Annotated in this window: 17 protein-coding genes; 7 read left to right on the top strand and 10 right to left on the bottom strand. The window is 72.2% G+C overall.

The window, feature by feature from the left end:
• Positions 1-195: 195 nt before the first annotated feature.
• The 4 genes from AB0I88_RS26960 (at position 196) to AB0I88_RS26945 (ending at position 3,606) form a co-directional block, all read left to right on the top strand.
• Entirely contained in the window at positions 196-585 is a 390-nt protein-coding gene (locus AB0I88_RS26960) for an OsmC family protein (protein WP_361030224.1), read from the top strand.
• Between the two features lies 1 nt (position 586).
• Positions 587-1,063 (top strand): hypothetical protein, encoded by a 477-nt coding sequence (locus AB0I88_RS26955; RefSeq protein WP_361030221.1) that lies wholly within the window; start codon positions 587-589, stop codon positions 1,061-1,063.
• Between the two features lie 189 nt (positions 1,064-1,252).
• A complete protein-coding gene (locus tag AB0I88_RS26950; RefSeq protein WP_361030219.1) occupies positions 1,253-1,747 on the top strand; it encodes a PH domain-containing protein in 495 nt (164 codons plus the stop codon).
• A complete protein-coding gene (locus tag AB0I88_RS26945) occupies positions 1,744-3,606 on the top strand; it encodes a PH domain-containing protein (RefSeq protein ID WP_361030216.1) in 1,863 nt (620 codons plus the stop codon). The genes AB0I88_RS26950 and AB0I88_RS26945 overlap by 4 nt, the downstream gene beginning before the upstream one ends.
• A 115-nt stretch (positions 3,607-3,721) precedes the next feature.
• Here AB0I88_RS26945 and AB0I88_RS26940 read toward each other — a convergent pair whose 3' ends face one another.
• The 8 genes from AB0I88_RS26940 to AB0I88_RS26905 all read right to left on the bottom strand — a co-directional run bounded on the left by AB0I88_RS26940 (position 3,722) and on the right by AB0I88_RS26905 (position 13,288).
• The gene (locus AB0I88_RS26940) at positions 3,722-5,740 is read right to left on the bottom strand and encodes an MMPL family transporter (RefSeq protein WP_361030213.1); all 2,019 of its coding nucleotides are present in this window, start codon (positions 5,738-5,740) and stop codon (positions 3,722-3,724) included.
• 114 nt (positions 5,741-5,854) lie between these two features.
• Positions 5,855-6,523, bottom strand: coding sequence for a response regulator transcription factor (locus AB0I88_RS26935; RefSeq protein ID WP_361030210.1), 669 nt, complete (start codon positions 6,521-6,523; stop codon positions 5,855-5,857).
• A complete protein-coding gene (locus AB0I88_RS26930; RefSeq protein ID WP_361030207.1) occupies positions 6,520-7,680 on the bottom strand; it encodes a histidine kinase in 1,161 nt (386 codons plus the stop codon). Before AB0I88_RS26930 ends, AB0I88_RS26935 begins: the two co-directional genes overlap by 4 nt.
• A 317-nt stretch (positions 7,681-7,997) precedes the next feature.
• A complete protein-coding gene (locus AB0I88_RS26925; protein WP_361030204.1) occupies positions 7,998-8,465 on the bottom strand; it encodes an NUDIX hydrolase in 468 nt (155 codons plus the stop codon).
• A gap of 20 nt (positions 8,466-8,485) precedes the next feature.
• Entirely contained in the window at positions 8,486-8,890 is a 405-nt protein-coding gene (locus AB0I88_RS26920) for a PPOX class F420-dependent oxidoreductase (RefSeq protein WP_361030201.1), read from the bottom strand.
• A gap of 187 nt (positions 8,891-9,077) precedes the next feature.
• Positions 9,078-9,479, bottom strand: a complete 402-nt coding sequence (locus tag AB0I88_RS26915; protein ID WP_361030198.1) for a VOC family protein — start codon at positions 9,477-9,479, stop codon at positions 9,078-9,080.
• A 123-nt stretch (positions 9,480-9,602) separates the two neighbouring features.
• Complete coding sequence (locus AB0I88_RS26910) at positions 9,603-12,836, bottom strand: tetratricopeptide repeat protein (protein WP_361030195.1); 3,234 nt, start codon at positions 12,834-12,836, stop codon at positions 9,603-9,605.
• Positions 12,833-13,288, bottom strand: coding sequence for a hypothetical protein (locus AB0I88_RS26905; RefSeq protein ID WP_361030192.1), 456 nt, complete (start codon positions 13,286-13,288; stop codon positions 12,833-12,835). The genes AB0I88_RS26910 and AB0I88_RS26905 overlap by 4 nt, the downstream gene beginning before the upstream one ends.
• Positions 13,289-13,626: 338 nt before the next feature.
• Here AB0I88_RS26905 and AB0I88_RS26900 point away from each other — a divergent pair, with 338 nt between their 5' ends.
• Entirely contained in the window at positions 13,627-15,294 is a 1,668-nt protein-coding gene (locus tag AB0I88_RS26900; protein ID WP_361030189.1) for a DEAD/DEAH box helicase, read from the top strand.
• Between the two features lie 32 nt (positions 15,295-15,326).
• Here the strand turns inward: AB0I88_RS26900 and AB0I88_RS26895 are convergent, their stop codons facing one another.
• Positions 15,327-16,679 carry a helix-turn-helix domain-containing protein gene (locus AB0I88_RS26895; RefSeq protein ID WP_361030186.1) on the bottom strand — a complete coding sequence of 451 codons (1,353 nt, stop codon included), beginning with the start codon at positions 16,677-16,679 and terminating at the stop codon, positions 15,327-15,329.
• A gap of 504 nt (positions 16,680-17,183) precedes the next feature.
• Between AB0I88_RS26895 and AB0I88_RS26890 the strand changes: the two genes are divergently transcribed.
• Positions 17,184-18,386, top strand: coding sequence for an ABC transporter substrate-binding protein (locus AB0I88_RS26890; RefSeq protein WP_361030183.1), 1,203 nt, complete (start codon positions 17,184-17,186; stop codon positions 18,384-18,386).
• A gap of 8 nt (positions 18,387-18,394) precedes the next feature.
• Entirely contained in the window at positions 18,395-20,353 is a 1,959-nt protein-coding gene (locus AB0I88_RS26885; protein WP_361030180.1) for an ABC transporter permease, read from the top strand.
• A 165-nt stretch (positions 20,354-20,518) separates the two neighbouring features.
• Here the strand turns inward: AB0I88_RS26885 and AB0I88_RS26880 are convergent.
• A partial coding sequence (locus tag AB0I88_RS26880; protein ID WP_361030177.1) for a zinc ribbon domain-containing protein occupies positions 20,519-20,847 on the bottom strand: 329 nt, incomplete at its 5' end.

Raw genomic sequence — 20,847 nt, 5'->3', positions numbered from 1 at the left:
ATGGGGCAGACTCCCGGCCGATGGTGGTGTTAACCCCACCCGGCCGGCCTCATCCCGGGCGAAGGGAAGCCTCAATGCGCGGCCCGGTCGGGGCGGCGAGAATCGGCTCATGACGGAAACCGGGGCGACCGACCTGACGGTCCAGGTACGTCTTCGCTGCCGACCGGCCACGACCAGGCGTGGTAGACATCACTGGTGGAGACGTTCGAGGTGGTCGTGGGGGCGGGGGCGCTGCGGGCGGAGGACGAGCGGGTGGTCCGCTTTCCGCATCGCTGGACCGCTGAGGGCGTCACGGTCGAGGCCGACTTCACCGGGGCTCACCTGCTGCATCTGGCCGCGGCCGGTTGTGTCCTCAACGACGTCTACCGTGAGGCGATCAACTTCAAGATCCAGATCGATGGTGTCCGCGTGCGCGCCTCCGGTGGGTACGACACCGGCACCTGGACGTCGCGGGGCATCTCCTACCAGGTGGAGATCCGCTCCCCCGCCACGGATGAGGCGCTGGCCGCCCTGCTGGCCCGGGTCGACGAGGTGGCCGAGATTCCCCGGGCGATCCGCGCCGGCGCCTCCGTCGAGCGCGCCTGACGTGAGCTGGTCCCTGCACGCCGTGCCGGTGCACGCGCTGACCGAGGACGGGATGGCCGAGTGGGCCGCACGAGCCGAGTTCAGACGCGGCCTGCCCGACCGGCCACCCGCCCGTCGGCCGCTGCCCACGGTCGAGCAGGTGGTGACCGCCCTGCGCGAGGCGCGCTGCCACGGGGAGGCCTGGTTCCAGGTCGACGGTGTGGACGAGCCGCTGCCGGAGCGCCCGGGCTTCCGCTACGTCGGCGAGGTCGGCCTGCACTTCGACGACGGCAGGGACCGTTCCGCGATGTCGGAGCCCGGCCGTCTGGTGGTGGGCCTGTCGTTCCGTAAGCCGGACTGCGCCGGGGTGCTGGCCGCGGTCCGCCGGCTGGCCACAATCGGCGGTCCGCAACTGGTCTTCGACGACAGCGGTGACGATGTGTTCGTCGTGTACCCGGATGGGGATCTCGCGGTTCTGCGCGCCGAGTGGCCGTGGTGACGATCCGGTTCACCGAGCGGCCGCGACTGGAGCCGATCGGGCCACAGCACACCGAAGCGCTGTCCGAGCTGTTCCGGGATCCGCCGTTCACGCGGGCCGGTGAGCGGTTCGCTCTGTATCTCCTGCCAGGAAGAGGACCCTGCCGGGAGCTGACCGGCCAGGCTCGACACGCTCGGTCACCATGGGCGCATGGAGGCATCACTCACCCTGCGCCCGCCGCGGCGGCGGCTCGACCGCCGGTTCATCACCTGGCGGACGCTTCAGGCCGTCGTCTGGTCCATCGGCGTGCTGGGCACCCTGACCGCGATCTGGGCGTACGCGGAAAGCACCCGCCCCTATCTGACACCGGTGATCCTGATCGTCGCCGTGGTCTACGCGGTCAACATCGCGGTGATGCCCTATGCCCGGTACCGCACACATCGCTGGGAGGCCACCGACGACGCGGTCTACGCGCTCTCCGGCTGGCTGACCCGGGAGTGGAAGGTGGTGCCGATCTCCCGGATCCAGAGCATCGACACCGAGATCGGATTGTTGCAGCGCTGGCTGGGCCTGGCCACGATCACTGTGACGACCGCCTCCTCGGAAGGGAAGATCACCATCGAGGGGGTGGACGCGACGATCGCCGCGGAGACGGTGGACCGGTTGCGTGAGGTGACCGGCATGACTCCCGGTGACGCCACGTGACCACGGAGCAGGAGTGGCGGCGGCTCAGCGTACGGGTCGTCTACCTCGATCTGATCCGGGTGGTGATCTCGCTGGCCACCGGCTATCTGGGCATCGTGGTGAGCGACGACCCGGTGTGGGCGCTGGTGGCCGGTGCGTGCGGTGGCCTGTTGACCGCGCTGCTCGATCTGCGGCGCTGGCAGACCACCCGGTACCGGATCACGCCGGAGCGGGTGGAGATGCGCACCGGCTGGCTGTCGCGCAAGCACCGCATGGTGGCCCGGGACCGGATTCGCAGCGTGGACAGTTCGGCCCGGTTCCTTCAGCGGCTGCTCGGGCTGCGGACGGTGCAGATCGGCTCGGGCGAGTCGGAGTCGCCGTTCAAGCTGGACGCTCTGGACCATCGGCACGCCGCCCTGGTCCAGCGGGAGCTGATGCCCGGCCTGTCCTCGGCGGCCCGCGCTGCGGCCAACGCCGGCGCGGCCGCCCCCGCCACAGCCGCCCCCGGCCCGGCCGCCCACGCCACAGCCGACCCCGCCACAGCCGCCCCCGGCCCGGCCGCCCACGCCACAGCCGACCCCGACGCGGCCGCACCCGCAACCGCCAACCCCGCCATGGCCGACCCCGCAACAGCCAACCCCGCCATGGCCGACCCCGCAACAGCCGACCCCGCCCCGGCCGCCCACGCCACAGCCGGCTCCGGCCCGGCTGACCGGGCCGCGGCCACCGCTGGGCTCGTTCCTGCGGGGGCGGAGAGGTCGGCCGAGACGGAAAAATCGGCCGAGACGAAGTGGCCGATAGAGACGGAGTGGCCGGAAGAGACCGTCATCACCAGGCTGCGCCGATCGTGGATTCCGCTGAACGTGGTGTCGGTCTGGGCGGTGTTCGCGATCGCCGGGCCGCTGTTCGCGCTGAACTGGCCACTGCGGGCGCTCGGCGTAGACCTGCCGGAGCTGGGACGCGACCTGCTCGGCTGGGAAGGCCGCGGGCCGGTGGCCAACATCGCCTTGGCGCTGCTTCTCGCGTACCCCCTCGGGGTCGCCGTGACGACAGTCGCGTTTCTGCTGGAGAACTGGCGGTTCGAACTGGTCCGCACCGGGCTGGCGCCGGACACCGCCCTGGTGACCCGCCGCGGCCTGCTCAACACCCGCACGGTGCAGCGCACCGACGCCCGGATGCGCGGCATCGCCGTCGACGAGCCGCTGGTGTGGCGCTGGCTCCACCTGGCCCGCACGAAGATCCTGTCCACCGGCCTGGGCGCGTCCTCGGGCGAGGCGGCCGGCGGTGACGTGCTGCCCCGGATCCGCCTGGCCGAGGCCCACGACCTGGCGGCGAAGATCCTGCCCGACGGCGCCCGCCCGTTGGAGGTCCCACTCACCGGGCATCCGCGCGGTGCCCTGACCCGGCGTCTCGGCCAGGCCGTCTACGGTCCGGCGCTGCTGTCCGCCGCCATGCTGGTGTTCACGCTGACCGGCGTCCTGCCCGGCCGCTGGTGGCTGCTGCCGCTGGCGCTGATCCCGGTGACGCTTCCACTCGCGGTGGTCGCCTACCGTTCCCTGGGCCACGCGGTCGACGGCGCCTATCTGGTGGTCCGCCGCGGCATCCGGCACCGCCGCACGGTCGCCCTGCAGCGCCGCGCGGTGATCGGCTGGACGGTCCAGCAGTCGATCTTCCAGCGCTGGGGCGGCCGGATGACGGTGGGTGTGGCGACGGCGGCCGGGGCGCGCCATTACGAGTCGCCGGACATGAGCGAGGAGCAGGCGCTGGGGTTCATCATCGAGGCGACGCCGGATCTGGCCGCCGTCTTCGTCCTCGACGACCGCCCGGTGCGGTCCGGCAGCCCCGGCCGGGAGGCCTCGTTGTCGGCGAACCACTCCTGACAGTCACCGACGAACCCGGCCCGGATGGACCCATCCGGGCCGGGTTCGTCGGTGAAGCGACAGCCGGATCGGAGCGCCGGGTCACGCCCCGCCGCCGCACTTGCGCCCGACCGCCTCAGCCGATCGGCGCCAGCGGTCGATCCACCACGGGCGCGACGGCCGGGCGGTCCATCCGGATCACCAGCGCCGGCATCAGCACCGTCCGCACCACGAACGTGTCCAACAGGATTCCCGCCGCTACCGCCAAGCCCAGTTGGGTGAGCGCCACCAGCGGCAACGTGGTCAGCACCAGGAACGTCGCGGCCAGCACCACTCCGGCGCTGGTCACCACACCGCCGGTCGCGGCCGTCGCCCGGCGCATCGCCGTCACCGGGTCGTGCTCCCGCTTCTCCTCCCGGTAGCGCTGCAGCAGGAAGATGCTGTAGTCGACGCCGACCGCGATCACGAACACCAAGGCGAACAACGGGATACGGGCGTCCAGGCCGGCGAAGTCGAAGACGTAACGGCCGGCCGCGACGGTGATGCCGGCCGCCGACAGGGCGGTCAGCAGCACGGCGCCGAGCAGGCCCGCCGTCAGCCGTACGCTACGCAGCATGGCCAGCAGGACCAGGGCGATCACCGCGAGGATCGCCGGGCCGACGGCCAGCAGGTCCCGGCGGGCGGCGTCGCCGCTGTCCAGGGTCTCGGCCGCCGCGCCGCCGAGCAGCGCGGGAGAACCGGCGGCGGACAGCGCCGCCCGCAGGTCCGCCACCGCGTCCCGGGCGGTACGGGTGAACGGGGGCGCGTCCACGCGTACCTCATGGATCAGGTAGCCGGACTGGTGCGTGGTGGCCTCCACCGCTCGCACACCCGGCTGCGCCGCGAGGATCTCCCGGGCCCGGGCCGCGTCGGCCGGGGGTGCGATCATCACGAGCGGGTCGACGCCGTCGGCCGGGAAGTGCTCGCCCGCAGTCCGCAGGCCGGCCACCGACTCGGGCGGCGTCCGGAACTGCTGTACCGGGTCGAGGCCCCATTGCAGCGCCCCGATCCCCTGCCCGAGGCTGAGCAGGAGCAGCGCGCTGATCAGCATGGCCCGCACCGGACGGGCGGCCACCGCCGACGCCACCCGCTCCCACAGCCGCGCCGAGGCGGAGACAGCGTCCGGCCGTGGGATGCGCGGCCAGAAGATCCACCGCCCGCAGCAGACCAGCAGCGCTGGGAGGAGGGTCAGCATCACCACGGCGGTCGCCGCGACGGCGAGCGCCAGGGTCGGGCCGAGCGCCCGGGTCTCCGGCACCGACGCCAGCATCAGGCACAGCACTCCACCGATCACGGTCGCCGCCGCGGCCGTGACGGTCCCCGCGGTACGCCGCAGCGCCTCCCGCATCGCCCGGTGCGGTGCGGCATGCCGGGTCAGCTCCTCCCGGTAGCGGGCCACCAGCAACAGGGCGTAGTCGGTGCCGACCCCGAACACCAGCACGGTCAGGATCTTGCCGGTGAGGCCCGAGTACTCGCCGCCCAGTTCCGCGAAGCCGGTGATCAGCGCCTGCGACAGCACCAGCGCCGCACCGACGGACAGCAGCGGCAGCAGCCACAGCACCGGACTGCGGTAGGTGAGCAGCAACAGCGCCACGACGACCAGGGCGGTCGCGGCGAGCAGCCGCCCGTCGGTGCCGGCCTCGATGTCGTCGGCGTCCACCTCGATCGCCGCCGGACCGGTGACCTGCGCGGTCGCGCCCGCCGGCGGCCGAACCGCGGCGGCCCGGACGCCCGCGACCATGTCCTCCGGATCGTGGAACGTCATCGGCAGCAGAATCGCCGCCCCGTCCGCGGACTCGGCCGGCTCGCCCAGCACGTACGGCCGCCCGGCCAGATCCCGGCGCACCGCCCCGAACCACTCCCGGTCGGCGGCGGTGAGCCCACCCGGACGGGTCAGCAGCAGCACCACGCTCTCGTCGTGGTCGTCACCGGCCGCGTCCAGAACCTCCCTGACCACGGTGCTGTCCTTGCCGGACGCCAGCTCGACGCTCGCCCGGTCGGTCTCCCCCTCGCCCATCCGCTGCGCGGCCGGCCACAGCACCACCACCGCGGTGAGCCATCCCACCAGAACAGCCCACAGCCACACCCTGGTACGCGCACTCGACGTCATTCGCATGCAGACCGACGGTAGGCATCGCGTTCGGCGCGGGCCTCGCCCCGGAGAACGGTCCCCGGCCTGGCCCTTCCCGGTGACCGGCTGGTCCTCGCGGTCCGGTGCCGCGGCCTGCGGTCAGTCGGCGGCCGGGTCGACGACCCCGTGCCGGTGGGCGTAGACGACGGCCTGGACCCGATCGCGGAGACCGAGTTTGGCCAGGACCGCGCCGACATGGGTCTTCACGGTGTGTTCGGAGACCACCAGCGTGGCGGCGATCTCGGCGTTGTTCAGCCCTCGGGCCAACAGTTCGAGCACCTCACGCTCGCGGGCGCTCAGACCGCCGAGACCCGGTGGGACGGCTGCCCGCCTGCCCCGGCCGGAGGTGCGCACGAACTCGGCGACCAGTTTGTGGGCGGCGACCGGCGACAGCAGCGACCGGCCCGCCGCCACCTCACGGACGGCGCGCACCAGGTCACCGCGAGGGGCGTCCTTGAGCAGGAAGCCGCTGGCCCCGGCGCGCAGACCGTCGAACACGTACTCGTCCAGGTCGAACGTGGTCAGGATGATCACCTTGGAGGCGGGTGAACGGCGCAGCACCTCGGCCGTGGCGGCGACCCCGTCGAGGACCGGCATCCGCACGTCCATCAGCACGACGTCCGGTCCGTGCCGTTCGGCCAGGTCGGCGGCGGCCCGCCCGTCACCTGCCTCGGCGACCACCTCGAAGTCGTCCTGTGACTCGAGGATCAGCCGCAGCCCGGTCCTCACCAGTTCCTCGTCGTCGACGACCACGACCCGGATCGTCATGCGCCACGCTCCCCGACCGGAACCCGCAGGTCCACGATCCAACAGTTCCCGTCCGGGCCGGCGCGCAGAGTGCCTCCGACGCCGGCCGCCCGCTCCCCCATGTTGCGCAGCCCGTGGCCGGACCCGCGTGGGCTTCCGGGAGGGAGGGGATTCGTCACCCGTACCGTGAGAAGTCGCTCGGCAGGGGTGACGGTGACGGTGACCGGCGCGCCCGGAGCGTGTTTCACCGCGTTGGTGAGTGACTCCTGCACGATCCGGTAGACCGCCAGCCCGGCGGCCGGATCGTCGCCGGACGGCGGCCCTGGTTCCGGTGTGTCGCCGGACGGCGGCCCGTCCAGGGTGACCGCGACACCGGCCCGGCGTGTCTCCTCGATCAGCGCGGGCAGGTCGGCGAGGCCCGGCAGCGGGCTCAGTTCGCCCGGATCGGCGGGCGCGCGGAGGACGCCGAGCATGGCCCGCAGCTCGGACAGGGTGCGGCGGCCGCGCTCGGCGATGCTGTCGAACGTCTTCCCCGTGCCGCCGCGCCCCGCCTCGGCCGCCGCGGCGCCGCCCTCGGCGAGCACCACCATCCCGCTGACCGAGTGGCTGAGCAGGTCGTGCATCTCCCGGGCGATCCGCTGCCGCTCGGCCGCGACCGCGCCGGCCGCCTCCGCGTCACGGAGCCTGCGCAGCGTCTCCTCCCGCCGCCGGGCCTCCTCCAGGGCGCTGCGCCGGTAGCGGGTGAGGAAGCCGAGCAGCCAGGCGATCACCACGATCAGCACGGTGTGCAGTCCCTCGACCCCGTCCGTCCCGCTCTCCCGGGTGAGCAGCGCGCCCGGAACAGCGACCAGCGCCCCGGCCAGCACGATCACGGCCTGCCACCGGTGGGCGTAGGCGGCCGCGGCGTGAATCGCGATCAACGGCCCGAGCGGCGCCGGTAGCGCCGGCCACGCCGCCATCGCCGCGATGATCGCGCTCGGCGCCACCACCAGGTTGACCTCGAACGGGGCCACTCGCCGGGCCGCCACCGGCAGCGTCTGCCCGGCCGCCGCGACATAGGCCCACCAGGTCACCTGGCAGTCGCAGCCGGGGGCGCCGACGACCAGCGCCCACACGCTCAGCGCGAAGATCGCCGCCGCGAGGAGCCCGTCCCCGAGATGCGGAAGCCACCTCTGCACGCTGCCGTCCTCTCCCGCCCCGATCCCGGCCGACTCTAGCCAGCGGCCCGGAATTCCGTCATCGGGCCATGGGGCGATCTCCCCTCTCATTCCTGCGGCTGACCTCATCCCGCGAAGTGACCACCCGCTCCGGTGAGTGGACGGCGACGGCCGCGGGCCGTGACCGCGGCCGTCGCCGGGGTGGCCGCACGGCAGCGCCGGTGAGCCGTCGGCCCGGGCCCGGGCACATGAGGCGGCGGCGGGGGACGGCCGGGAGTGGGCAGGAGGCCGGCCGCCGCGATGGCGGGTGCTGCTCTCACGCGTACAAGAAAGGGGTTTCAGCAGGTGAGGCCGTTCTCCAGGTAGCGGGAGGCGCCCTCGGAGCGGGCGGAGATCGCGGCCGCGACGCGGCGGGCCAGCTGCGGTGACAGTCGCGCCTCGGTCTCGGCGGCGGTGCACCAGGACCAGCCGCGCAACTCGGCCGGGGGCACGATGATGGCCGCGGTCTGTTCCGGGGTCAGGATTCCGCCGTCGAAGACGAGCATCAGTCCTTCGGTACGGCCGTCGCGGGGTGGCACCCAGTCGGTCACCAGGAGGCGGCCGACCGGGGTGGACAGTCCGAGTTCCTCCCTCAGCTCCCGGACGGCGGCCGCCCGCGGGGATTCGTCCGCCTCGACGGCGCCGCCGGGGATCTCCCAGTCCGGTTTGTAGGCCGGTTCGACCAGCAGCGCCCGCCCCGCAGAATCGAGGAACAGGACCCCGGCGCCCATCCGTTTCCGTGGCAGTGTCGCGGTGAAATCGCCCATGACGTGACGGGCCGCCGGCTTCAGTGCCTGCCGATGGCGGTGGGCCGGACCACCAGGACGACACGGTCGGGCGCGTCCTTGGGGGTGTCCGTGCCGAACGGGGCGTCGTAGCGTTTGGCCAGCTCGACGAAGAACGCGCCGGTCGGGTCCGGCTCGATGCGGTCCACGACGCCGCGGATCTCGATGTAGCGGTACGGGTTCTCCGGGTCGATGATCGAGATCGCCACCGCCGGGTTGGCCGTGATGTTCTTGAACTTGCGCCGGAAGTTCGTGTGGGTGAACCGGATGAACTCGCCGTCCCAGGCGTACCACATGGGGTTGTTCTGGGGGGTGCCGTCTTCCCTGACGGTCGCCAGGTCCGCGAAGAGCGGCCGTTCCAGCAGGTCGCGGAGGTCGTCGGGGATGACGGCGGCTGCGGTGCTCATCTGGTCTCCTTCGTGGCCGGTCCGCCGTCGGCCGACAGCGGCACCACAAACCCTATTCCGGCGGGGCGGCGAGCATCCTCCACGACGCTCGGCCTCACCGGGTTGTCACTCTGGGTGACATGGCTGATCGCGTACGGCGTACGCCTGCCCACGCTGAAGAAGCGCCCCCAGCCATGACCGGAACGCGTCAGTCCTGCGGGAGCCCGCCGAGCAGGTCCCACCGGTTGCCGGCGATGTCGAGGAAGACCGCGACCCTCCCGTACGGTTCGGTGCGCGGCTCCCGCACGAAGGTCACACCGGCCTCGACCATCCGCCGGTGAGCGGCGTCGAAGTCGTCCACCCGCAGGAAGAACCCGACCCGGCCGGCCGTCTGATCGCCGACCGCCGCGCTCTGCCGCTCCCCGTCGGCGCGGGCGAGCAGCAGCCCGGTCTGCGCCCCCGGAGGTCGGACCACCACCCACCGTTTCGGCCGGCCGTCGTTGGTCAGCGACGGCGTGTCCTCGACGAGGTCGAACCCGAGCACGCCGGTGAAGAACGCGATGGCCGGGTCGTACTCGTCCACGATCAGGGCGACGAGATCCAGTTGCATCCGGGCAGCGTAGGCGAATCCAGACCGGAGTCGCCGGCGGCGGCGTGCCTCTTCCACAGTCGCGATAGCGGAGGTTGTAGTGCTCGGTTGCCTCCACGAAAGGGACCTTCCCGAAGACGACCGCTACCGGTCCGCTGGCTCAGCACCGGTCATCTCGTCGAGTTGTCGGCGTAGGTCCGCGGCTTCGTCCGCCCGGCCGAGACCGTCCAGCACGTCGGCGAGGGTTCGGTACGCCGCAAGCAGTTGCCCGACGAACACGGCTGGCACTCGCTCGGCCAGGGGCTTATAGAGGCTGATCGCCTCGGTGACCGACTCCAGGGCCTGGTCATAGTTGGCCTTCACGTTCACGCACACCCACGCGTACGCCCACAGCGACCTGGCGAGGTCGGGGAGGTAGGCGGCGGGATTGGCGTCGGCGAGTTGCCGGTACAGGTCGACGGCTTCCTGGCTGGGCGCCAAAGCCTCGTCGCGACGGCCCAGCTCCGACAGCAGGATGCCGAGGTTGTTCAACGCCATCGCAAGGTCGGACAGGTAGGCGGCGGGATTGGCGTCGGCGAGCTGCCGGTACAGGTCGACGGCTTCCTGGCTGGGCGCCAAAGCCTCGTCGCGACGGCCCAGCGCCGACAGCCAGATGCCGAGGTTGTTCAACGCCATCGCGAGGTAGGGCAGGTAGGCGGCGGGGTTGGTGTCGGCCAGTTGCCGGCGGATGGTGACGGCTTCCTGGCTGGGCGCCAGGGCTTCGTCGCGGCGGCCCAGCGCCGACAGCCGGTTGCCGAGGTTGTTCAACGACGCGGCGAGATCGGGCAGGTAGGCGGCGGGATTGGCGGCGGCGAGTTGCCGGTACAGGTCGACGGCTTCCTGGCTGGGCGCCAGAGCCTCGTCGCGGCGGCCCAGCGCCGACAGCAGGATGCCGAGGTTGTTCAACGACGCGGCGAGGTCGGACAGGTAGGCGGCGGGATTGGCGGCGGCCAGTTGCCGGCGGATGGTGACGGCTTCCTGGCTGGGCGCCAGAGCCTCGTCGCGGCGGCCCAGCTCCGACAGCATGGCGCCGAGGTTGTTCAACGACATCGCGAGGTCGGGCAGGTAGGCGGCGGGATTGGCGGCGGCGAGTTGCCGGTACAGGTCGACGGCTTCCTGGCTGGGCGCCAGAGCCTCGTCGCGGCGGCCCAGCTCCGACAGCAGGATGCCGAGGTTGTTCAACGACATGGCGAGGTCGGGGAGGTAGGCGGCGGGGTTGGCGGCGGCGAGTTGCCGGTACAGGTCGGTGGCTTCCTGGCTGGGCGCCAGGGCCTCGTCGCGGCGGCCCAGCGCCGACAGCAGGATGCCGAGGTTGTTCAACGACGTGGCGAGGTCGGGCAGGTAGGCGGCGGCGAGTTGCCGGTACAGGTCGGTGGCTTCCTGGCTGGGCGCCAGGGCCTCGTCGCGGCGGCCCAGCGCCGACAGCATGGCGCCGAGGTTGTTCAACGACATGGCGAGGTCGGGCAGGTGGGCGGCGGGGTTGGCGTCGGCGAGTTGCCGGCGGATGGTGACGGCTTGCTGGCTGGGGCCCAGGGCCTCGTCGCGGCGGCCCAGCTCCGACAGCCGGTTGCCGAGGTTGTTCAACGACGCGGCGAGGTAGGGCAGGTAGGCGGCGGGGTTGGTGTCGGCGAGTTGCCGGCGGATGGTGACGGCTTGCTGGCTGGGGGCCAGGGCCTCGTCGTGGCGGCCGGCGTTGGCGAGCCGGAAGGCGTGGAGGGCGTGCAGGCGGGCTTGTTCGGCGGGGTCGGTGGTGTGGGCCAGCCGGTGCCGGGTGAGAGTGGTGGTGATCGCGGCGGCGGCGATGTCGAGGTCGATGTGCCGGTCGTCGGGCAGTAGCGGTTCGAGTGGTTCCAGGATGCTGGGGTCGAGGTCTCTGATGCCGGTCAGCCGGGTGAGGGTGGCACCCCCTGCGGCGATCACGCTCCGGGGGTGGGTGCGGATCAGTGGGTACAGCACCTGTTCGGCCAGGTGCGGCCAGCGGTGGGCGGCCTCGACCAGCACGGTGACCGCGGCGGGCGTCCATACCGGCGGTTGCGGCAGCCCGGTGGTGAGCAGCCGGGTGACGGTGTCGGGTGCCCAGTCGCGGGCCAGCCGGGCCCCGGTGTTCGGGCCACCCGGGATCGTCAGGGCGATCAGGTCTTCACCGAGCCGGTCCGGGTGGACCGGCTCGAACACCATACGGGCGTCGGCGGGCGGATAGCAGACGGTGTGGTCGTCGATGATGCGGTCGGTGGGGTTCCCGGTGTCGGTGAACCCGGCACAGGCCAGCGCCTGCCCGGCGGTAGCCCGGGGCAGGGCACCGGTCAGGGTCGCGGTGAACACGACCCGGTGCATCAGCCCGGGCCGGGTCCGCACCGGCGCCTCGGTACGGGTGTGCAGGTGCTGCCAGTAAGCCTGTTCCCGGCGCAACAGATACGCCGACAACCCGGCCGGATCGGTCGGCGCCCGCTCACCGTGCCGGTAGGCGTCGACGGTGGCCAGCGCCGCCATGTGGATGGCGAGGACCTGCCCGTAACCGGGACCGGACAACGAGGGCACCGGCCACCCGCCCGCGGAACCCGTGACGTTCATGGCGGCGGCGAACCGCTCGGCAGCGGTGGCGAACAGTGCCGGCCGGTCGTCGTCACTGTCGGCCGCCAGCGCCGGCAGGGACATCTGGTCGGTGTCGATATCGAGATCACTGTCGGCCCGGTCCGCGACCGCCGGCCACCAATAGCCCTCCGAACGGGCCAGCAACAGCACCCGTACCCGCACCCCGACCGTGTGGTGCAAACCGTTCAGCTGGGCGAACAGGGCCAACAGCGCCGAAGCGGGCCACCGGTCGGCGTAGTCGACCACCACCAGCAGCGCCCCCGCCGGCACCGCGACCGTGGACTCGCCGGCCGCATCCACACCCAGACCCGGACCCGTGCCGGAGCCCGGAACCGGGGTCGGGGTGTGGGCGACCTGCCACACCGCCCATCCGTGCGCCGCGGCTGTCGCACCGACGTGGCCGGCCAACCGGGTCTTACCCTGCCCACCGGTGGCGTGGATCAACCGGGCGGCGACCGGCTCGGCGGCATGCGACCAGTCGGCCAAAGCTTTCAGGGTGTGCTGCCGACCGGTGAACGGCACGATCTGATGCCGGGCCAGCAACAACCGGGACGGCTGCGCCCGCGCCTGTCCCACGCGGACCTGCACAGGCCGTACCTCAACCGGCACCACCCGGTACGGCGGCGGCTGCCTGCTGATGATCGTGACGTCTCCGCCGACACCCGTGATCTGGACGACATCGCCGAAGACCACACTGCCGGCCACGGACTGCCGTGGCGCCGGGCCCGGCCGCCACCAGGCGCTCACCGGCCGAACTCGACATCACCACGAACCTGATCGATCTGATCGACCGACCCCCCGATCTGTGACCGATCCACCGACTGCCCACCACCGGCACCGTCGTCATCATCGCCGTCGGTCCCGGCGCCGGTCACAGCCGGAGTCCCCGGCCCGAGCCCGGCGGGCACGGTACCGGCCGAACCGATCCGGACGCTGCCGCCGACCCCGCGGATCTGGCGTACCCCGCCACCGACCGTCGAGCCGGACACCGACTGCCCGCCATGCCCCGAACTCTGCCGCGCCCCGACCAGGCCCACCACGCCGACCACCAGGCCGGCCACCGCCGCGATCGCGGACAGCACACTGCCCCAGCTGTCCGCGTCATCCAGAGGCTGCACGGCCAGGAACCCGATCACCCCGGCCACCAGCAGCACCCCGCCCGCGGCAATCCATCCACGCCGCTGCCCCTGTCGCGTCATCACACCATCGTGGACCGCCACCGCCACCGCGGCATCACCCGAACGGAGCCGTACCGAGCTGTCCCGAGGGCAGGAAACGAGGCATCAGCCATCAGTACGCCGAGCAGGTGCCGCCGCTGACATTCAGCCGTCGTCGGCACCGCCGGTCATTCGGTTGGCGCTCAACAGCCGTCCGCACGCCGTCGAGGAGGCCGCCGGCCGGCGTCGAAGGACCGCCGGAGATCTCCTTCTACCGCAAGTCGGACACCCCGGCCCCGTTCTGAACGTCGCGGGGCCGCGGACCGTGAGCTTCGCCCCGTACCGATGGGTCCTGGTCGGCTCTGCAATATGGTTCAGGGATGGAACGTGATCCGTCTGAGTCCGAAGCGGGTTTCGCCGGACTGGGGTTGCGGGCGGAACTGCTCCGTGCGTTGACCAATCTCGGCTATGAGGAACCCACACCCATCCAGCTGGAGGCGATACCACCGCTGATCGCCGGGCACGACCTGGTCGGGCAGGCGGCCACCGGCACGGGCAAGACCGCCGCCTTCGCCCTGCCCGTTCTGCAGGGCCTCGAGCCCGGCGGGCGGGGCGCGGGCCCGTCGGCGCTGGTGCTGGTGCCGACTCGTGAGCTGGCCGAGCAGGTGTCGCAGGCGGTTCATCGGTACGGCCGTGACCTGGGTGTCCGGGTGCTGCCGGTGTATGGCGGACAGCCGATCGGCCGCCAGTTGCAGGTGCTGAGCCGAGGGGTTGACGTCGTCGTCGGCACGCCCGGACGGGTGCTCGACCACATCGAGCGGGAGACGCTGCGCCTCGGCGACATCCGGACGGTCGTGCTGGACGAGGCCGACGAGATGCTGGACATGGGGTTCGCCGAGGACATCGAGGCGATCCTGGCCGAGACGCCGGAGACCCGGCAGACGGTGCTGTTCTCCGCGACGATGCCGCCGCGTATCGACGGCATCGCGCGCCGTCATCTGCGGAACCCGACGCGCATCACGATGGGCCGCACGGCTGTCGAGCCGGGTGAGATGCCGCTGGTCCGGCAGAGCGCCTACATCGTCGCCCGGGCGCACCGGACGGCCGCGCTGGCGCGGATCCTGGACGTGGAGGCGCCGACGGCGGCGATCGTCTTCTGCCGGACCCGGGAGGAGGTCGACCAGGTCACCGAGACGCTGAACGGGCGTGGCTACCGGGCGGAGGCGCTGCACGGCGGCATGAGCCAGGATCAGCGCGACCGGGTGATGGGCCGGCTGCGCGGCGGCAGCACCGAGCTTCTGGTCGCGACGGACGTGGCGGCGCGCGGGCTGGACGTGGAGCAGTTGACTCACGTCATCAACTTCAACGTGCCGGTGGCGCCGGAGGCGTATGTGCATCGCATCGGCCGGGTGGGCCGGGCCGGGCGCGAGGGTTCCGCGATCACTCTGGCCGAGCCGCGTGAGCAGCGGATGCTCAAGGCGATCGAGCGGCTCACCGGGCAGCGCATCACCCTGGAGAAGCTGCCGACGGTCACCGATCTGCGGGCGCGGCGGCTCGAGGTGACGCGTACGGCGTTGCAGGCGAGCCTGGAGACCGACGATCTGGAACGGTTCCGGGTCGTGCTGGAGTCGCTGACCGACGAGTTCGATGTGGAGAACATCGCGCTCGCGGCGGTGAAGCTGCTGCACGAGGCGGCCGGCGGCGACCGTGACGAGGACGACATCCCGACGCCGGCGCTGCCGCCGGAGGGCCGTAAGGCGCCGGCACGCGACGGGCGGGTGGGTGGCGGCAAGCGCGACAACGCCCGGGTGGCCCGGTTGTTCTTCGGTATCGGCCGTCGCGCCGGGGTCCGCCCGCAGGATCTGGTCGGGGCCATCGCCGGCGAGTCGGGCCTGCATTCGCGGGAGATCGGCGCCATTCAGATCACCGACCGGTTCTCCCTGGTGGAGGTTCCGGAGCCGGCCGCCGAGCGGGTCATCGCGGCCATGCAGCGGGCGACCATCCGGGGCCGGCGCCCGACGGTCCGCCGGGAGCGTTTCGCGCGTTGAGCCGGGCCGGCGGCCCCTGGGCCGGCTCGACGTCAGTCGGCGGTGCGGAGTGGGCCGCGCAGCCGGTGCAGGCGCAGCGCCAGTTGCAGGTCGAGGACGCGGCGTGGTTCGTCCCAGCCGTCGCCGAGCAGTTGGGTCACCCGTTCCAGCCGCTGGGTGACCGTGTTGACGTGCACGTGCAGCGCCTCGGCGGCCCGGACCAAGGCGCCGCCGGCGTCGAAGTACGCCTCCAGGGTGCGGATCAGGGCGGTGCCCCGGCGGGCGTCGTAGTCGATCACCGGCCCGGCCAGGGTCTGCACGAAGCCGGTGACGTCGCGCCGGTCGGCGAGCAGCAGGCCGACGTAGCCGAGTTCGGCCGTGCCTGCCCCGGTGCCGGCACGGCCGAGGGTGATCAGTGCGCTCAGGCAGCGGCCGGCTTCGCGGTGGGCGGGCGCGACCGCGGCGGCGCCCCGGAACGGTCCGGCGCCGCCCGCGGTGACCGGCCGGGTGGCCGTCCGGCTCAGCTCGCGGGCGACCAGCCGGGCGGTGTCGGCCGGATCGTCGCCGGGTAGCAGTAGGGCGATCCGGTCGTCGCGGGTCAGGGCCAGCCCGCGGCGGGTGGCCGCGATGGTCCGCGCCCACGAGATCGCGCGCTGTCCGAGGCTGTCGCCGGTGTCGTCACCGGCGGCAACCACGACGTACGGGGCGTCCAGGTCGAGTCCCAGACGTGCGGCCCGGGAGTGGGCAGCGGCGGGGTCGCGTACCGGGCGGCTGATCAGCTCGTCGAGCAGGTCGCCGCGGACCTGGGCCTCGGCGTCGGCGACGGTCCGCCGGAACAGCAGCAGCAGGGCGGTCATCTGGGCGGCGCACTCCACGAGGCGCTGATCCATCTCGGACAGCGGCCGGTCCGGCCGGAACACCAGAGCGCCCAGATCGTCGGCGCCGGCCACCACCGCCGCGATGATCAGTTCCCCCCGGCGGACGCTGCGCCCTTCGCTCCGGGAGGCTGCCACCGCCGCACTCACCGCCGTGTCGCCGGGCCCGGGCGGCGCCACGCGGCCGGGACTGGCCGCGGTGGCCAGCGCCCGGCCCTCGGCGTCGATCACCAGCAGCGCCCCGGGCAGCACGTTCACCAGCTCGGCGGCGACGTCGCCGACCTTGCGGCCGCGCAACACCACCGAGGTCATCCGCTCGTGCGCGGCGGCGGCCCGCTCCACCTCCTCCTCGCGCCGGCGGCGGTGTTCCAGCAGTGCCCGGACCCGCAGCGCCTTGGTCTTGGCCTGCTCCAGCTCGGCGAGCTCGGCCCCGGACAGCCCGGCGGCGCGGGCGGCGACCAGCGGGCGTTCGAAATCGACGGCCGCCGCCTCGCGCGCAATCAGATCGAGATATTCCCATCCGTGCGGCATGGGCGACACCTTAGGCCCCGCCGGCCGCCGGCCCGGCACATTCCGCCGTTGTTAATGGAGAATCACCGGACTTTCGGCCGCTTAACATCCACCGTAACCTGTTGATCATGACCGCCTTGGCGCTCCATCGCGGTCGGTGCATCCCCAACTATCAGGAAGTATGCGCACTTTCAGGCGGGGCGCCAGCGCTGTCCGGACACCGAACGATGCTTCAGACTTCCCAATAAGTTACTGCTGATTTACAGTGCGTTGAAGCACCGCGAGGCCGCCCACAAGTCCGGCCGCGGGCCGTTGCGCCGCACGCTCCTCCGGTACCGCCCGACCGGCTTCGGACCGGTCCGGCGGTGCGCCGTCCTGGGCACCCACCGCACGCCGCCGACCACGGTGACGTCTCCGCGGCCGCCGCCCGCCGGCCCGTTCACCGGCACGTCACCGAGTCGGGAATCGCTTCGAGATGAGAGAGCCATGCATAGACATCGGGTTGTCCTCCGTACCCTGGCCGTGGTGGTGATCGCTCTGGCAGCCGCTGGCTGCGGCGACGCCGCGGCACCGGCCGGACCGGCCGCCACGTCCGCGCTGACCAAGCCACCGATCCGGGTGGGCTTCCTCAATCCGTCCGGCGGGCCGGTCCCCCAGCCGGGCGCCGCCACCGGCGCCCGGGCGGCGCTGTCCTACCTCAACGGCGAGTTCGGCGGCCTTCACGGCCATCCGGTCGAGCTCGTGTCGTGCGACACCGACACCACGCCGGAACGGGCTCAGTCCTGCGCGAACACGTTCGTGGAGAAGCAGGTGGTGGCCGTCATGGACGGCTACAACCTGTCCTCCAGCGCGGCCCTGCCCGCGCTCACCGCGGCCGGGATCCCGCTCGTCGGCATGATCCCGTTCGACTCGGTGACCGGCGCGAAGGCCGAGAACCGGGTGTTCTTCGCGGCGCCGCAGGCGTCCTTCCTCGTCGGGGCCCTACAAGCGTTCCAGAGCGCGGGCAAGAAGTCGGTCACGCTGGCGCTGGTCGACACGCCGTCGTCGCACCAGACCATCGACAACCTGCTGCCGGTGCTGGCCAAGACGCTCGGCATCGAAGCCAAGGGCATCTACTTCTCCCCGACCAACCCGAACTTCACCGCGGTGGCCTCGGCGATCGCCCAGGACAATCCGGACGTGGGCGGGCTGGTCGCGGCACCCAGCGAGGCGGTGTGCACCGCGCTGGTGAAGGCCCTGCGGCAGCAGCGCTACCAGGGCACGATCTTCACCGCCGCGTGCACCGACTACATCAAGGGCGCGCCGCGGCAGGCCGCCGGTGGGGCGCTGTACTCGTCGAACTGGCTGCCCGCCGCCTCGCGGTACGCGCCGCCGGAGGTGCAGAGCGACCTCGCACTGGCCCAGCGGTACATCGAGGCCGTTCCCGACAGCGTTCCCGGTTACTACGCCTTCGGCGAGTTCTCGCTCTTCGTCACGTTCGCGAAAGCCATGTCGGCCGCGCCGGAGAGCGACCTGACCGGCCCGGGAGTGCTCAAGACCCTCAAAGGCCTGAAGGACTTCCCGAGTTTCCTCGGCCCGAACATCACCTGCGGCAGCACCACCTCGCCGAACTGCACCACGCAGATGCTGCTGTTCAGCGTGCAGTCCGACGGCACCGTCAAACCCGTCACCGACACCTGGATCACACCGGTCCCGCAGGTTCTGGCCGCCATTCCCGGCGCGGTGTAGAGGGCTCCATGGATCAGGTCCTGCTGTTCATCACGCTCGGTTTCGCCGGCGGAGCGGTCTACGCCGTGATCGCCGCGTCCATCGTCTCCCTGCACGCCGCCACCGGGGTCCTGAACTTCGCCCAGGGTTCCCTGGCTCTGTGGGGCGTGTGGGTGGTGGCGGAACTGCGCGACAGCGCGACGCTGGTGCTGCCCGTCGGCTCCGTCGTGCTCGGGTCGCAGCCGATGCCGGCCTGGCCCGCGGTCGCGCTCGGGGTGCTGAGCGTGACGGGGCTGGCGTTCGCCGCGCATCTGCTGGTGTTCCGGCCGTTGCGCACCGCGCCGCCACTGGCGCAGGTGGTGGCGTCGGTCGGGCTGATGCTGGCGATCGCCTCGCTGGTGCCGCTGCGGTTCTCGACCGACGGTGTGCTCGCCCCGCCGCTGCTCACCGACCGGACCCTGTCGGTGGCCGGCACGGTGATCAACGTCAGCGACCTGATCCTGCTGGCGACAGCCCTGACGGTGGGCGTGGCGCTGTCGGCCTACTTCCGGTTCACCCGGTGGGGGGTGGCGACCCGCGCCGCCGCCGAGGACGAGCTCGCCGCCCGGCTGACCGGGCTGTCGCCGGACCGGCTGGCCGGCGCCGTCTGGCTGTTGACGGGCGCGGCGACGTCGCTGGTGGCGATCCTCGCCGCGCCCACGCTCGGCCTCGATCCGATCGGGTACATGTTCTACGTCCTGCCCGGTCTGGCAGCCGCCCTGCTGGCCCGCCTCACATCGATCATCGTGGCGTGCGTGGCCGGGGTGGCCATCGGCGTCCTCCAGGCGATCCTTCTGCTGTTGAGCACCTCCGACGGCTGGCCGGCCTGGGCTCAGGCCGGTCTCGGCGACGCCGTGCCGTTCGTCATCGTGGTCGTCGCGCTGGTCGTGCTGGGCCGCAGCATCCCGGCCCGGGGCACGCTCGGCACGATGCGCATGCCGGCCGTCGTGCTGCCCCGCCGGCCGTGGCGGGCGGCCGCGCTGCTGACGGTGGCCGCCGCTCTCGCCATCGGGCTGACCGAGGGCAGTTGGCGGTTCGGGGTGGTGACCTCGATCATCATGGCCCTCATCGCCCTGTCCCTGGTGGTGCTCACCGGCTACCTGGGACAGATCTCGCTGGCCTCGATGGCGTTCGCCGGCACCGGCGGATTCGTCCTGTCCCGCGCCACGATGGCCTGGAACGTGCCGTTCCCGGTGTCGGTGCTGCTCTCGGCCGGCGTCGCGACACTGGTCGGGGTGATCGTCGGTCTCCCCGCGCTGCGGGTACGCGGCGCGCAGTTGGCGGTGGTGACCCTGGCCGGTGCGGTCGCCGTGCAGCAGGTCGCCTTCGCCAACCCGGCGCTGACCCCCTTCGAGGGCAACCTCATCGACGGGCCCACCCTGTTCGGCCTCGACCTGGCGGTACGCGACGGCACCGACCTGACCACGTCGGCGTTCGCGGCGACCGTAGTGGTCATCGTCGGTGTGCTCGCCATGGCCGTCGTGCGGCTGCTGGCGGGTTCCAGCGGCCGGTCGTTCCTGGCGGTGCGGTCCAACGAGCGTGCCGCCGCGAGCGCCGGCATCGACGTGGCCCGGGTCAAGCTCGCCGGTTTCGCGCTGTCGGCGTTCCTCGCCGGTGTCGGCGGGTGCCTCATCGGCTACAGCCGTTCCCAGCTGTCGGTCGAGTCGTTCAACGTCATCGTCGGGCTCAGCGTGCTCTGCATGGCGTACGTCGGCGGCATCACCCGGATCAGCGGAGCACTCATCGCCGGGCTGATCGCCCCGCTCGGGGTGCTCTACACGCTGCTCAACACCACCCTCGGCCTCGGCCACTACTACACGCTCATCGCGGCCTGCGCCCTGGTCCTGACCGCGGTGCTCAATCCGGTCGGCATCGCGGGCGGCACCAGCGGGCTGCTGCACCGCCGTCCCCCCTCGAAAGGTCGTGCTTTGACTTTCTCCCCGCCCTAAAGGACTCCGTTGGTAAACGACCAAACCGGCTGGACGGAATGCATGATCGTCGATGTCGCGCCCCCGTCAGCGGCTTGGTCAGCGCAGCCCTGCTGTCCGATTTGCGAGTTACCCAACGGAGTCCTAAAGGACCGGGATTCCCTTCGGCCTTGCGGCCGAACCGGCTTACGCCGGACGCCTCGCGGTGTGGGGTTCCTGCTTCACAGCCGATCGCAGAAGGGAGGACCCTTGCTGTCTCATATCAGCTCCACAGGCTTCGCCGGGGTTCTCCCCGGCTACGGCTCGTCCAGCCGCAAGGATGTTCTTGGCCGCGTTGACGTCCCGGTCGTGCCGGGTGCGGCAGGCGGGGCACGTCCAGTGGCGTGTCCCGAGGTCCAGCTCGGGCAGCAGGTGCCCACGGTTCGAGCAGGTCTTCGAGCTGGGATACCAGCGGTCGATGACGACCAGGGTGCGGCCGGTGCGGGCCGTCTTGTATTGCAGCATCTCGCGGAACT

Source organism: Actinoplanes sp. NPDC049802, assembly GCF_040656595.1.
GTDB lineage: Bacteria > Actinomycetota > Actinomycetes > Mycobacteriales > Micromonosporaceae > Actinoplanes.
The sequence above is the reverse complement of the archived record's forward strand: the minus strand, read 5'-3'. Positions and strand labels throughout refer to the sequence as shown.